Annotated in this window: 9 protein-coding genes; 6 read left to right on the top strand and 3 right to left on the bottom strand. The window is 64.5% G+C overall.

Features of this window, described 5'->3' with window-relative positions:
- Window positions 1-32 precede the first annotated feature (32 nt).
- Window positions 33-905, top strand: coding sequence for an alpha/beta fold hydrolase (locus FIV42_RS22605; RefSeq protein ID WP_141199888.1), 873 nt, complete (start codon window positions 33-35; stop codon window positions 903-905).
- 19 nt (window positions 906-924) lie between these two features.
- On the opposite strand, the gene FIV42_RS22600 is transcribed toward FIV42_RS22605, so the two are convergent.
- Window positions 925-1245, bottom strand: a complete 321-nt coding sequence (locus FIV42_RS22600; RefSeq protein WP_141199887.1) for a YchJ family protein — start codon at window positions 1243-1245, stop codon at window positions 925-927.
- 397 nt (window positions 1246-1642) lie between these two features.
- Here FIV42_RS22600 and FIV42_RS22595 point away from each other — a divergent pair, with 397 nt between their 5' ends.
- From FIV42_RS22595 to FIV42_RS22575, 5 genes are all read left to right on the top strand, one after another.
- Window positions 1643-3205 (top strand): hypothetical protein, encoded by a 1563-nt coding sequence (locus FIV42_RS22595; protein ID WP_141199886.1) that lies wholly within the window; start codon window positions 1643-1645, stop codon window positions 3203-3205.
- Window positions 3206-3339: 134 nt separating this feature from the next.
- Window positions 3340-4227, top strand: coding sequence for a hypothetical protein (locus FIV42_RS22590; RefSeq protein ID WP_141199885.1), 888 nt, complete (start codon window positions 3340-3342; stop codon window positions 4225-4227).
- Window positions 4228-4328: 101 nt separating this feature from the next.
- Window positions 4329-6236 carry a hybrid sensor histidine kinase/response regulator gene (locus FIV42_RS22585; RefSeq protein WP_141199884.1) on the top strand — a complete coding sequence of 636 codons (1908 nt, stop codon included), beginning with the start codon at window positions 4329-4331 and terminating at the stop codon, window positions 6234-6236.
- Between the two features lie 192 nt (window positions 6237-6428).
- On the top strand, window positions 6429-7781 hold the full coding sequence (gene sbcD / locus FIV42_RS22580) for an exonuclease subunit SbcD (RefSeq protein ID WP_141199883.1): 1353 nt from the start codon (window positions 6429-6431) through the stop codon (window positions 7779-7781).
- The gene (locus tag FIV42_RS22575; RefSeq protein WP_141199882.1) at window positions 7781-11599 is read left to right on the top strand and encodes an SbcC/MukB-like Walker B domain-containing protein; all 3819 of its coding nucleotides are present in this window, start codon (window positions 7781-7783) and stop codon (window positions 11597-11599) included. Before sbcD ends, FIV42_RS22575 begins: the two co-directional genes overlap by 1 nt.
- 90 nt (window positions 11600-11689) lie before the next feature.
- Here FIV42_RS22575 and FIV42_RS22570 read toward each other — a convergent pair whose 3' ends face one another.
- Window positions 11690-12619 (bottom strand): copper resistance protein B, encoded by a 930-nt coding sequence (locus FIV42_RS22570; protein WP_141199881.1) that lies wholly within the window; start codon window positions 12617-12619, stop codon window positions 11690-11692.
- Window positions 12606-14429 carry a copper resistance system multicopper oxidase gene (locus FIV42_RS22565; protein WP_222615293.1) on the bottom strand — a complete coding sequence of 608 codons (1824 nt, stop codon included), beginning with the start codon at window positions 14427-14429 and terminating at the stop codon, window positions 12606-12608. The genes FIV42_RS22570 and FIV42_RS22565 overlap by 14 nt, the downstream gene beginning before the upstream one ends.
- Between the last annotated feature and the right edge of the window lie 29 nt (window positions 14430-14458).

Here is a 14458-nt window from a genome sequence, read left to right as displayed (position 1 = left end):
TACACCTGCCCCCAAGCAAATAGGAGCTGAGCATGGCGTCCACCTTCAAGAGTCCCAAAGCCAAAGACCGCATCATCGATTGGTTCGACCGGTTCCGCGGTCGCCTCAGCGCGCCCACCGAAACATGCCGACTCGACACTCCGTTCGGCGAAACGCACGTCCTGGTCGGCGGCCCCGAAGATGCACCTGCCCTGGTGCTCCTGCACGGCCAGATGGCCACCTCCGCTCACGTGCTCGTCGAAATGGCCCCCCTGCTCGAGCGCTTTCGGGTCTACGCGGTCGACATCGTCGGCCAATCGCCGATGGGTCACGACGAGTTGCTCTCGGTCAAAAACAACGACTACGGCGCCTGGCTTCGAGACGTGCTCGACGGCCTCCGGCTCGACAAGCCCCACGTCGTCGGGGTTAGCTTCGGCGGTTTCGTGGCCTTACGACTGGCCGCCCTCGCCCCCGAGCGCATCGAGCGGCTCGCGCTGATCGTTCCGGCCGGCGTGGTCAAGAGCCACTGGAGCGGCTGGTTCAAGATCGGGATTCCGATGGCGATGTACCTGCTGGCGCCGACTCAAAAGCGCCTGGAGGCCTTTTTGGCGCATATGATGACGACGCGCGACGAGGAGTGGGAGGCCTATATGGGGGAGGTGTTTCAGGCGGTGAACCTGGGGCGGGTCAAGATCCCTCGGCTGGCCAAAGTGGGAGAGTTCGACGAGTTACGCGCGCCGACCATCGTGCTCGCTGCCGACAAAGATCTGAGCTTCCCCGGCGAGCAAGTCATTTCGCGCGTCGAGAAGCTCATTCCGAGCCTGGAGGCGACTGAGTTGATGGCCGACTGCCGACATTGTCCGCCGACGACCGACGAGTTTCGAGGCTGGTTAACGGAGCGCATCTCCGGGTTCTTCACGGCCTGATACGAGCCCTCGTTGTCGGTCACCCGCTCACGCCCTCGACCTCGACTTCACCGCGGCTGTAGAACCACTTGCCGTCGCGGCGCACGAACTCGCTGCGCTCGGTGAACGAGGCGTTCGCGCCGTTCGAGCGAAGCCTGGCGTGAAAGCGCACCCAACCGGCGTCTTCCTCGACGCCCGAGTCGATGATGTCGACACCCAAGAAGTCTACATCGCGGCCGAACTTGCGAATGTCGGCCCGCCACTTCGATTCGGGCTCTTCCCACGCCTCGCCGTCGGGGTCGGTCGTCTCGATGACGTAATCGACCTCCCCTTTGGCGTAGGCCGCGTAGCGCGAACGCATCAATTCGACGGGGCTTTCGGGCGTCGCGTCTCCGCGGTGGAACCGTCCGCAGCACTCTCGATAGCGATTTGCGAGACCGCACGGGCATTGGGCTGGATGCTTGCGTCTTCTACGGCGCGTCTTGGGCATGGTCGTTGGGCTGGGGGGCTTGGTTATCTTCGCTCTCATACTGTTTTAGCGCATTTTGGGCTCGAGAAAACGCCCGATTTGTGCGCGGGCATCCTGAGGGAGCGCGTCGTACACAATTCGAAGTTGCTCGGTGACGAAGCTCGTTCGCCCCGCGCGCACGCTTTCTGGAGCTATCGTTCAGTGCAACGGACTCAAAAAACCGCTTCAAAACCAACACGTTATAGGATACGAAAGCCGTGGAAACACAACCACTTAGAGCAGTACTACCATGGCAGTATCCTATAGATTCGCAGTCGCCTTCTTGGTCTCGTTCATCGCCTTTGGTTGCGGCCAAGACATCACTCCGAAATACAAAACCACGTCGCCTGACGAGCAGCTTTCAGAATCGGACGCAGCCGATGAGGCCGACGTCGAGGCACGCTCCGATACGGGCGATTCGCTCGAAGACCGGGAGCGCGGCGATGCGTCCAGCAGACCGGACAGCGAAGGGCTCGCGGACGCCCGCGAGCCGCTCGACAGCGGCGGAGAGAGCGACGCCGGCCAGTTCGCCGACGAGGGCCAGCCCGATAACGACGATGGCCAGGTCGACGATGACGATATGGGCGACGCCGGTAGCCCGGCCGACACCGGCACAGTGACTGACACTGGCAGCGCGGCCGATACGGGCAGCATTCCCGACACAGGCAGCACGCCAGATACGGGCAGCACTCCCGACACAGGTAGCACTGATGACGAAGACGACGATGATGACGACTGGTGGTGGTATCCAGATACCGGCAGCACGTCCGACACGGGCAGCACGCCCGACACGGGCAGCTCCCCCGACACCGGCAGCTCGCCCGACACCGGCAGCCAGACCGACACCGGCAGCCAGACCGACACGGGCGGATATGCCGACACCGGAAGTTCACCCGACACCGGCAGCCAGCCCCCGACGAACTCGACCTGCGCAGCAGATCCCTATCCGTCGGTGCTGCAAAACACCTCGGCGTTGACCTCGAGCCGCGGCGTGCTGCGTTTCGTGGCGCGCGACGGCAACCTACTCAACGCCTACACCCACCGCAGCCCGAGCTTCAATCCGGCCACCGGCAAGATCGTGTTCATCATGCACGGAGCCAACCGAAACGCCGACGAGTACCTCGACAAGTGGCGCAGTCACGTCGACGGGCGCAACGTGCTGGCGATCGCCCCCGAGTTCCCGAAGACCTATTACCCCGGCTCGGAGGACTACAACCTGGGCGTGGGCACCTCGGGAACGCCGTACACGGGCACGTACCGCTCGTATCAGTGGCGCGACCCGAACAACTACACCCACAGCGAGATCGAGCACCTCTTCGAGGCGGTGAGGACCGAGTTGGGACTGGGAACGTGCAAATACTCGATCTACGGCCACAGCGCCGGTGGCCAATTCGTCCACCGTCTGCTGACCTTCCGACCCGACGCGCGCGTCGAAAAGGCCGTCGCCGCCAACCCCGGCTGGTGGACGCTGCCGAGTGACGGCGGCGGAAACGACCGCAACTACTACATGCCCTACGGGCTCCAGGGTGCTCCGCCCGATGCGACTCGCCAGCGCAAGATGTTCGCCCACAACCTCGTGGTGCTCCTCGGCGAGGAGGACACGGTGCGTGATTCGTACCTGCGCACGAGAGCCGAGGCCGACTATCAGGGATACAACCGCCTGGAACGCGGTCAGTTCTACTATTCGGTGGGCCAACAAGCGGCGCAGTCACTGGGCGTGCCGTTCAACTGGACGCTCGACTTCGTGCCCAACGTGGGCCACAGCAACTCGGGAATGACGCCGGCTGCGGCGTCGCACCTGTTCGGGCCCTGAGAACTCGAGCAGCGAGAGCTCTTCGTGCCCCGGAGCTCTCGCTGCTCACCATTGCCGTACCAACGCGCTTGGCATCGCTTCGCTGCGTGGCTACACTCCCACCGACATGCCCCCCCTATTTTGGGACACGACCGATGGACGACAACCAGAGCCCCAACCCGTACGAAACTCCTGCCACGCACGACCCGCAAGCCGATGTCGCCGCCCCGAGGCCGACCGGCTCGCCGCACCGCAAGGCGAATTTCGATACGGTGCTCGACGTCATCAAGGAGCTGTGGCGCGACCACGCCGCCACCCTGTTGAGCGCGTGGGGAAGCTACTCGGCGGTCTGGCTGCTCATCTCGCTGATCACCACCGTCGGCTCGCTGGCGCTGGGCGTCGACCCCGCCTCGCAGCAAGAGGCGCTGGAGAATATCTCGTCGGGTCAGGCCGGCCCGACGGCCATCCTCGATCTGTTCGGCCCCCAGTTCTGGGCGTTCATGGGCCTGACGGTCTTGCTCGGATTTGTGCAGATGGGCGTGGGCGTCGCCACCTTCGGGCCGGTGCGCCGCGCATGGAAAGAGGGCCGCAGCCTCTCGATCATGGAGGTCGTCGGCCAAATCGGCACCGGGATCAACCGCGGCGCGCTCTTCTACCTGGTCTTCACCATCGCGTTCACCGTCGGCATCGTGCTCTGCATTCTGCCGGGACTGGCCGTCGGCTACTTCATGCTGCCCGCCTTTTATCTGGTGGGCCGCGGCGACGGCATCTTCGACAGCCTGTCGACCGGCTTCGAGTGGGCCAAACGCCACGTCGCCCTTCTGGCGGTGCTCATCGCGGCAAGCATCGGCCTCGTCTTCGTCTTCGCCTGCCTGGGCGGCGCGGGCAGCCAGATCTTTATGGCGACGGGCAAAGTCGGGCATATCATCAGCCAGATCTTCACCTGGTTCTTCGGCTCCGTGGTCGGTTTTGGCGTGTGGCTCGTCTACACGGGCACCATGCTCACCATCGAACAAGACGAAGAACAGTCGATGGGCTGGTGAGCTCTTTTGGCTGGAAATCGAGATTGGGTGGTTAGCGTTAGGGAGTAAATCACGCCAGCCAGTGCTGCCCAGCATATCGCCACCGACAGGGGGGCCCCTTGATGTCTGTGTCCGAACAGCTAGAGACGGTCCGTTCGGCCCTCCAAAGCGGCGGTTCGTTCATCTATCGGCTCGCGCTCGACGAGCACGGCAGGCCGCACGTTTGCTTCACCCTCGGCCTAGAGTCGGTCCTGGGAGGAGTAGATGACGAGGCTGCTAGCGGCGGGCCGCTTTGGCTCGGCCGCCTCCTCCACCCCGACGACAGCGCCATCCCCGAACAGATCGGCCAATTCCTGCGCGACCGCCCCGACGCACCACGTCTCTTCGAATATCGCCTCACCCACGAAGATGGCGGCTATCGTTGGCTCGAGGATTGGCTCTCGCCTGTGAGGGCCGGACAAGACGCCGAAACCGAACTCGTCGGCTTCGTTACCGACGTCACCCAGCGGCGATCTGCCCAGCGTCACGAAAGCTCGGTGCGGGCGCGCTTGCAGATGGCCCTCGAAATCAGCGGCGCGTTCTCCTACGTCAGCGATCTCGACGAAGGGACTGTCAGCTTCCACGCCGGTCTCGAGAACCTGCTCGGGTACGACGAGCCGCTGCCGAACTCCCTCCCTCGTCAGTGGTGGATCGACCGCGTTCACCCCGACGATATCGAGCGCTGCCTGTCAGTCGTTCACGCCGCGACCGCCGCCGGCGAGGGCTTCGAGCTCGAGTACCGCGTCCGCCATCAGAAACGTGATTGGATCCACATCAAGGAGGTCGCCCGCACGCTGGTGGATCCTCAGGGACGGCCGACCCAACACGCCGGCTTCGTGATCGACATCACCGAGATGAAGCGCCTCGTCGACAAACTCGAGCAGCGCGACCAGGAGAAGGACCAATTCCTGGCGATTCTGGGCCACGAGCTTCGCAATCCCCTGGCGAGCTTGCTCAGTGCGATGGCCGTGCTCGATCTCGTCGACAGCGCCGACAAGCGGCTCCACAAGGTCAAGCAGATCGTCAAAAGACAAGTCGGTCACATGAAGGCCTTGCTCGACGACCTGTTCTTGGCCGCGTCGCTCCTTCGCGGAAAAGTCGAACTGAAGCCCCAGCCCATCAACCTGCGCGACATCTTGGAGGGCCTGGTGGCGGATCATCGGGCGCGCTTCGACGAAAAGGGCATCGACCTCGCGTTTCGAACAACCACCGATGAGGCCGTCGTCATCGACGGCGATGCGGTGCGCTTGCGCCAAATCTTCGCCAATTTGCTGTCCAACGCTCTGAAGTTCACCCCGTCTGATGGACGCGTCGAGGTCATCCTCACCGCGACCTCTCAAACCGTCGACGTCACTGTCTCGGACACCGGTGAGGGCATCGACCCCGGCGTGCTCGAGCGCCTCTTCGACCCGTTTCGCCAAGGGCCTCAGACCATCGCACGAGAGAAAGGCGGACTCGGTCTGGGTCTGGCGATCGCCAAGGGCTTCGTCGAGCTCCACGGAGGCACTCTGACCGCCCACTCGGCAGGCTCCGGTCGAGGCTCGAACTTCGTGGTGGAGTTGCCCAGAGAGTCAGACACGCAGACAACCGAGCCGGCCACCGACTCCGCCGCGCGCGACTTCACCGACCGCCGGGCCCTCCTCGTCGAGGACAACGAAGACTTCGCCCACCTCTTCCAGCTCCAACTCGAACAGAAAGGTCTCGTCGTGGCCTGGGACACCGACGGCCACGCCGCCCTCGAGCGCGTCGAAGAATTCGAGCCCGACATTATCTTCTGCGACATCGGCCTCCCCGGAGGTTACAGCGGCTACGACGTCATCGAAAAGCTGCGCCAGAACGACACCTTTGTGACCACCCCGATCATCGCCATCACCGGCTACGGCCAACAAACGGATCAGGACAGCGCCCATCGAGTCGGCTGCACCGAGTATGTCACCAAGCCGCTCGACCCTGCGCAGCTCGACGAGCTGTTGACGAAGCACCTCGCCTGACGCCTCCGTTCTTCCCCCTCCTCACCCTTCCCCCCTCGAATTTCACGACTTCCAACCTTTATCGATGCTCGGTGCTTGTGTAAGCTCCCCGGTCACCGGCCCGCCCCTTGGAATTTGACGACGATGTCTCAGTGATTGGCGGCCGTCGAACCGTGTATGTCTCTGCTACTGTTTATGAATTGAGGGGGCTTTGTGCGTCTCTTGCACACATCCGATTGGCACCTGGGCGCGTCGATCAAACAGGTCGATTGCCACGCAGAACAAGATCGCTTTTTGAGTTGGCTGGTCGACACGCTCGAGGAGCGTGACATCGACGTGCTGGTCGTGGCGGGCGATATCTTCCACTATTCGAACCCGTCGAACGCGGCCCGAAAGCTCTTCTACAACTTCCTGAGCCGCTGCGCCCGGGTCGACAACCTGCGAAAGATCATCATCGTCGCCGGCAACCACGACTCGCCGAGCGGCCTCGAAGCCCCGCGCGAATTGCTGGGCCACCTCGACGTCCACGTCGTCGGCGCGCTGCCGCGCGACGAGGAGGAATGGCCCACGTGCCTCGTCCCCGTCGAAGGCCACGACGGTGAGGTCGAGTTGGTCGTCGCCGCCGTTCCCTACGTGCAGGAAGCGCGCCTGGGCGTGAGCCTGGGTGACGGCGGCGAGTCCGAGCTTCGCGAGGAGTACCAGGAGGCGTTCGCACGGCTGTACCGCCGGCTGGCCGACGAAGCCGCCGAGCGCTGGCCCCAAGCCGCGCTGGCCGCCACGGGCCACCTGACCATTTACGGCAAAGACGACGAGCCCGAAAAAGGCGACTTCCACACCGGCATTCACCGCACGGCCAAGCCCGCCGCCTCGATGGGCGAGATGGGTGAGCCGATCAGCGACGAAGCCGACCACCTGCGCACCATCGGCACCATCGAGGCGATGGGCCCGCAGATCTTCGACGAGCGCTTCCAGTACGTCGCGCTGGGCCACATCCACCGCCCGATGCCCGTGGGTGGCACGCGCCACATTCGCTATTGCGGAACGCCGGTCGCCACCAGCCTCGACGAAGACACGCCCCCTCGCCAGGTCATCCAGGTCGACGTGCAAGCGGGTGCCTCACCCGCCGACCTGCCCATCGAGGTCGTGCAGGTGCCCAAGTGGCGCGAGATCTTCGAGATCGACGGCTCCGAAGCCGAGATCAATGACATGCTCGCCCAGATGAAGAGCGCTGCGGAGCTCCCGCCAGTCGTCTTCCTGCGCGTCCAACTCGGCCCCGACGACGTCGCCGGCGTCGACCGACTCAGCCGCTTCAAAGAGATCATCGACGAGCACCACGAGGTCGGCCAACGCCCCGTCATCGTCGAGCTTCGCGAGCGCTACGACGTCATGGTCGACGGCGGCGAGCCCATTGAAAAGATGCCCCCCATCGAGGAGCTGAGCTACCTGGACGTCTTCGAGGCGATGTACCGTCGCCGGCACCCGGACCGCGGCGCGCCGCCCGAGCGTCTGGTCGCCAAGTTTCGCCAGATCGAGCAGCTCATGCACAGCAACGAGGAGGGGGAGTAATGCAATTTCATCGCATCGACATCACCAATATCAACTCGCTATACGGCGACAACCCCGTCGACATCGACGGTGAATTTGCCGACGTGCCGCTCTACCTGATCATGGGGCCGACCGGCTCGGGCAAGACGACCATTCTGGACGCGATTTGCCTGGCCCTCTTCGGCACCACGCCACGTCAGACCGACGCCGACGGCGGCGCGGCCGGCATCGGCGCGCAGGTCAACTCGCGGGGCACCGGCCGCTCCAAGGCCGGCGTCGTCTTCAGCCTGCTCGACGCCGCCCAGGGCGAGCGCGTTCGCTACAATGCTGTCTGGGAGTTTTGGCGCGCGCACGACAAGTCCGACGGCACCCCGCAAGACCCACGCCGCGAACTGCACCGCATGAAGGCCGACGGCGAGTGGGAGACCATCGTCAGCACAACCAAGCAGACCGAGTACCGGGACGTCTTCAACGAGGTCCTCGACGGGATGACGCTGGCCGACTTCTTGCGAAGCGTCATGCTCGCCCAGGGCGACTTCTCGGCGTTGCTCAAGGCCAGCCCCAGCGAGAAGGCCGCGATTCTGGAGCGGCTGACCGACACCGGCGATTACCAACGTCTCGGGCGCCTCGCCCAGCAGCGCTGGCGACAGGAGCGTGACCGACTCGAGCTGCTCGAAGACCGCGTGGCCAATTTCGACGGGGCCACCCCCGAAGAGATCGACGCCGCCGAGCAACGCCTCGTCCGCGATCAACACGACTGCGACGAGCTCGAAGCCTGGCGCGACGCCGCCAAGCTTCGCCGCGAGTGGCTCGAGCAACACGCTCGATTCGAGGACGAACTCGACGCTGCCCGAGAGGCGCAGAAGCAAGCCTTGGCCGCCAAAGAAGAGCACGCCGAGGCGTTCGCCCGTCGCGACGCCGACCGCAAGGCCGCCCCGGCGCGTGAGCCGCTCCGGGAGGTGCGCCGGCTCGAAGGCGACATCGAGACGCTCGACGAGAAGCTCCCCGAACTCGCCGAGATCTGCGACGCCAAGGCCGAAGCCCTGGGGTCCGCCCGCGAAGCCGAAAAAGAAGCCAAGGACGCACTCGACGCCGCCGAAGCGGCCTTCGCCGAGATCAAGCCCCAGATCGAGGAAGCCAAATCGATCAAGAGCGACCTCAAGAACGCCCGTCAACAACGGGGCGAGCTGTCGACCAAGGTCGACGAAAAGCGCGAGGCACTCGACAACGCCAAGGCGACGGTCGAGAAGGCGAGCGAGGCGAAGAAGGAGGCCGAGGCGTCCAAGGACAAGGCCGCCGCCCGGCTGTCCGAGCGCGCCGGCGACGCCGAACTCGACACCGCCATCGCAGCCCTGCAGGCCGAACTGCACGCCCTCGCAAATACCGAAGAGCGCGTCGAGCGCGCCTCGACGAAGCTCGAGGAAGTGCAAGAGGATATCGCCCAGAAGGTCGACAAGAAGGCGACGCTCGACGAAGAACTCCAGGCCAAGCAAACCGAACTCGCCCCGCTCGAAGAGGCGGTCGAAGACGCCGAAGCGAAGCTCGCCGAACTGTTGGGCGACGCCGAAAAGCCGCGCGAGCGCTACGACGAGCTCAACGCGCAGATGCAGGCGGTGACGCGCCGCCGCGAGGCCTTGGGCGAGCTCACGAAGCTCGTCGGTGAGCTTCGTGCCAAACGCGACGAGCGCGGCGAGCTCGCCAAACACAAAGAGGAAGCCGCGGCGAAGGTTGCCGAAGCTGACGAGCAACTCGACAGTCTCGCCGAGAGACGCACGAAGCTCGAGGCCGACGCCGACAAGCTCGCCGCTCGCATTACCGAGCTCGACCAGAATCTGCTCGCCGCCGAGCTTCGCCGCACACTGCACGAAGGCGCGCCTTGTCCCGTGTGCGGCGACGAAGAGCACCCGCGCATCGATCACTACGGCGCCGAGGCCCTCGACGCACGCGAGAAAGACGACCAACAGGAGCGAGAGCGCCTCCAGGAGGAGGCCGCCGAGCTTCGCGAGCAGCTCGACGCGCTCGAGGCTCGCATCGAGGAGCAAACGAAGACCAAGGTGACGCACGCCGAGACCGTCACGCGCCTCGCCGCCAAGCTCGAAGCCGCCGATGACGAGCTCGAAAGGCTCCTCGGCGCCATCGACGAGACGACCGCCAAGGTCGGCGAAGCGCTGGAGGCCTTCGCTCCCGACACGGAGACGGCCGAGCAAGAGATCGACGCTGCAGGGGACGCACTGTCGGAAAAGCTCGACGCGCTCGAGCAGCAAAAACAGGCGCTCAACACCGCCGAAGACGCCCTCGCAGACGCCCGCGCCGCCTTGAAAGAGGCCAAGGCCGACAGCGAGACGCTCGAAGAGAAACAAAAGGATATGGCGCGTCGCCTCGAGAACGCGCGCAACAACGAAAAGACGGCCAAGGTCGAGCATCGAGCTGCCGTCGACGAGGCCGACGCTGCGCGCGTGGAGCTTCGCCGCAAATTCGACGCCGCCGGCATCGAGGTCCGTCTTGCCGACGACACGCCCGACTTCGAAGGGGCTCTGGAGGGCGCCCAGGAGCGTTTCGCCGGCTACAAGGCAGCCAAAGACGCCGCCGACAAGGTAGCCAAGGCGCTGACCGACGCCGAGCAAACCTACGCGCAGGCCGAGACCCACCGCGACAACGCCAAAGAGAACCTCGCGGCGGCCGAAGCGGACTTCAAAAAGGCGCGAGACCGCGCCGGCACGCTGGAAGAGACACTTGCCACGAAGCTCGACGGCCGAGACCCCGACGCCGTCGAGGAGCTGCACGCGAAGACCATCAAAGCCGCCCGCAGCGCCAAAGAGGCGCGCAGCGAGGAGCGTCAAAAGGTCGAGAAGGCGGCGCAAAAGGCCAAAGACGATCTGGCGCGCGCCAAGACGCGCCGCGAGGAGCTCACCGGCGATCTAAAGGCTGCCCGAGCCGAGCTCGACAAGGCCATCGCGGCCATCGACGGCGTCTCCACGGTCGAGGAGGTCGACGCGGCGCTCCTCGAAGCTGACGAGCGCAGCCGCCTCGAGGCACTGTGCGAGGGCATCGAGACTGCCCTGCACGACGCCGCCCGCGACATCAAGAGCCTCGACGCCAAGCTCACCCAACACGACGAGCAAAAGCCCGAGGACTTCGTGCCCGGCGACTACGACGTCGAGACCCTGCGCGGTGCCGAGGAACAGCTCGACGATGCCGTCGCCGTCTACAACCAACGCATCGGCGCGCTCCGCCAGGAGATCGACCAACTGCGCACCAAGCTCGCCGATTTCCGCGAGCTGCTCGAAGAGCGCGACGCTCAAAAAGAGGAGTATGAGGGCTGGAACGAGCTCAACCGGCTCATCGGCGTGGGCGGCGGCGAGCGCTTCAAGCAATTCGCCCAGGCGCTCAACCTCGACCGCATCGTCGACAGCGCCAACCATCGCCTGCGCGAACTCCACCCGCGCTACCGCCTCAAGACCCAGCACGACGAAAAGAGCGGCCTGCCGACCCTCGACTTCGAGATCGTCGACCGCTACCACGCCGGCGAAGCCCGCTCGCTGAGCACCCTGTCGGGCGGCGAGACCTTCCTCGTCTCGCTGGCCCTGGCGCTGGCGTTGGCCGACCAGCAACAGATCAAGATGCCCATCGAGACGCTCTTCCTCGACGAGGGTTTCGGCACCCTCGACCGCGACAGCTTGAGCAACGCCGTGGGCATCCTCAACGAGCTGCACGCCCGCTCCGGGCGCACCGTCGGCGTCATCAGCCACGTCGAGGCGCTCCAGGACCGCATCACCAGCCAGGTCCGCGTCGAGCCCCAGCAGGAGGGCCGCTCGAAGGTGGTGTTGGAGCAGCAGTGAACAAAAAAGGCCGGAGCCCCAATAGAAGGCTCCGGCCGAGAGTCATCCGCCACAACTCGTGCGTGTGACATGCTTCACACGGCTCGTTACTCAGTAGACCGCAAAGCGCACGCCGCCGAGCACGAAGAACCGGCTGGTGTCCTCGCCCTCCGCCTCGGCCAGATCAGCCGTCTCGAAGGTGAGCCCCTGATAGCGCGCGCCCACATAGGGCGCGAACTCGCGCAAAACCTCGTAGCGAAGCCTCAGATCGCCGACCACCTTGGTCAGCCCGACGCCGATGCCCCGCTCTTCGATATCCTGGGCCGCAAAGCTCAGCTCGACCCGAGGCTGGAAGACGAGCCTTTGGGTGATGCGGATATCGTACTCGGCCTCTAAGTCGGCGAGCATGTTGAGGTTTTGGGTTACGTACAGCGACGCGTCGAGCTCGAACATGCCCGGCGCCAGCCCCTGCAGGGCGAGCGCGCCGGCCCAGATGTCCTCGTATTTGTCCTCGGTCCACTCGTTGGCGTATTGCGCGCCGATTTGGGCGTGCCAAAACGGCGATATCAGCCGGCCGTAGACCAAATCGTTCTCCGACTCGCCCTCGAAACCCGCGTCTCCCTGCCAGCCGGCCTCGCCCTCACTCTTGAGCCACAGGCGGTTGTAGTCGCCGCCGACATACCCCTGCAGCTCGGTGCCCACCTGGTCGGGCTCGTCCTCTAGGTCGTAGCGATACTCGAGCTGGTCGACGAGCAAGAAGAAGCGAAACTGGTCGTCGGGCACCGGGTCGGGGAAGTCCTCGGGCGCGGGCTTCTCGGCCCGGTCGAGCACCTCGTCGAGCGTCATCCCCTCGGGCAACAGCGGGCCCTGGTCCTCTTCCTCACCCCCACCTACATCTTCCTCCCCCCCATCTACCTCTTCCTCACCCTTCTCTACCCCTTCCTCACTCTTCTCCACCTCCTGAGCCCAAACCGTCGAACTCGGCGCAGCCACACACAAAGCAACCAGCGTCATTACAGCAGCGTGTTCAAGCTTCAGCATCGATCGGCTCCCCTTCGAGGTCTCGGACGACGGCGACGGTGCGGAACATGCCTGCTTTCATGTGGTACAGCAGGTGACAGTGAAACGCCCACTGGCCGGGCGCATCGGCGGTGATGTCGACGGTCAGAAGCTCGGCCGGCTGCACGTTGACCGTGTGCTTGCGCGGGTTCTTGCCGTACTCGTGGCCCACGTACAGGTCCATCCACATGCCGTGCAGGTGAATGGGGTGATTCATCATCGTGTCGTTGATCATGTTGATGCGCAGCCGCTCGCCGTACTTGAACCGGATCATCTGCGACTCGGACCACTTCTTGCCGTTAAAGCCCCAGATGTACTGGTGCATGTTGCCGGTCAGGTGCAGGTTGATCTCGCGCGTCGGCGGCCGGCGGTCCTTGGGAGTCTCGAGGACCTTGAGCTGGCCGTAGCTCAACACCCGACGATTGTCGTCGCCCAGACCGACGCCCGGCTCGTCGAACTGACGATAGGCATTCTTGGCCATCGTAATGCTGCCCGGGCCGTGCTCGTCAGGGCCGTGCTCGACCATGGTGGGCAGGTCTTTGACCGGCAACTCCGTGCGGTTTTTGATGGGCGAGACCTTCGCCTCGTCGTGAGCCTCGTATTTGACAGGCTTGGCCATCTCCATCTCGCCGCCCATCGCCTTCTTCGCCATTTTCATCGACCCGTGCACCATGCCCATATCGGCCATCGTAAGCATCGGCCGTCGCCTCAGCTCGGGCACCTTGGCGGCCATCCCTTCTTTGGGGGCGAGCGTGCCGCGGGCATAGCCGCTCCGGTCCATCGCCTCGGCAAAGACGGTGTAGGCCTTGTCGTCGGGCAGGGTAACGACCACGTCGTAAGTCTCGGCGACGGCGATACGCAGCTCGTCGGTCTCGACCGGCTCGACGTTCTGGCCGTCCGCATTGACCACCGTCATCGGCAAGCCCGGGATGCGAAAGTCGAAGTAGCTCATCGTCGCCGCGTTGGTGATGCGAAATCGCACCTTCTGGCCCGGCTCGGCGGTAAACGTCGGGTTCTCCCGGGCGCTGCGTCCGTTGAGCAGGTAGGTGTAGGTCGACCCGGTGATGTCGGCGATGTCGGTGGGATCCATGCGCATCCAATCCCAGTTGAGCCGCTTGCCGATGACCTCCATCAGGCCCTTGTCGGTCGCCTTCACCTGGTCGTCGAGGTTGGCGATCGTGGGTCGCTGGAAGTTGTAATACCCCTCCATCGTCTTGAGCTTTTTGAACGCCGTCGTCGGATCCTCGAAGGTCCAATCCGACAAGACGATGGTGTGCTCGACGTCGTAGTCGACCGGGTCATCATCCTCGGGCTCGACGATGAGCTGGCCGTAGTGGCCCAACTGCTCCTGCAGGCCGGTGTGGCTGTGGTACCAGTAGGTGCCGTTTTGGCGCACGTCGAACTTATAGGTAAACGTCTCGCCGGGGTCGATGCCCGGAAAGCTGATGCCCGGCACCCCGTCCATGTTGAAGGGCACGAGCATGCCGTGCCAGTGAATCGAGGTCGACTCACCCAGCCGGTTGTGCACCCGCATCAGCGCCTCGCGCCCCTCCTTCATACGAATAACCGGCCCGGGAATCGACCCATTGATCGTAATCGGACGCCCGACCTTGCCGTCGATGAGCAGGTCCTTGCGCTCGATGTAAAGGTCGATGCCGCCGGGCTTGCTCGCGTCGAGCACGCTAAAGTTGCCGGCCACCCCTTTGGGTTTTGACTTGGCCTGCAACGACGGCGAGATGGCCAAGCCGGCCAGGCCGGCCGCCGCCCCTTTGACGAAGCTTCGCCTGGACAAGCGCGGCTGCTTGTTTGAGATAGGTGGTT

Origin of the sequence: Persicimonas caeni, from assembly GCF_006517175.1 — a bacterium.
In the GTDB taxonomy this organism is placed as follows: Bacteria; Myxococcota_A; Bradymonadia; order Bradymonadales; family Bradymonadaceae; genus Persicimonas; species Persicimonas caeni.
The sequence above is the reverse complement of the archived record's forward strand: the minus strand, read 5'-3'. Positions and strand labels throughout refer to the sequence as shown.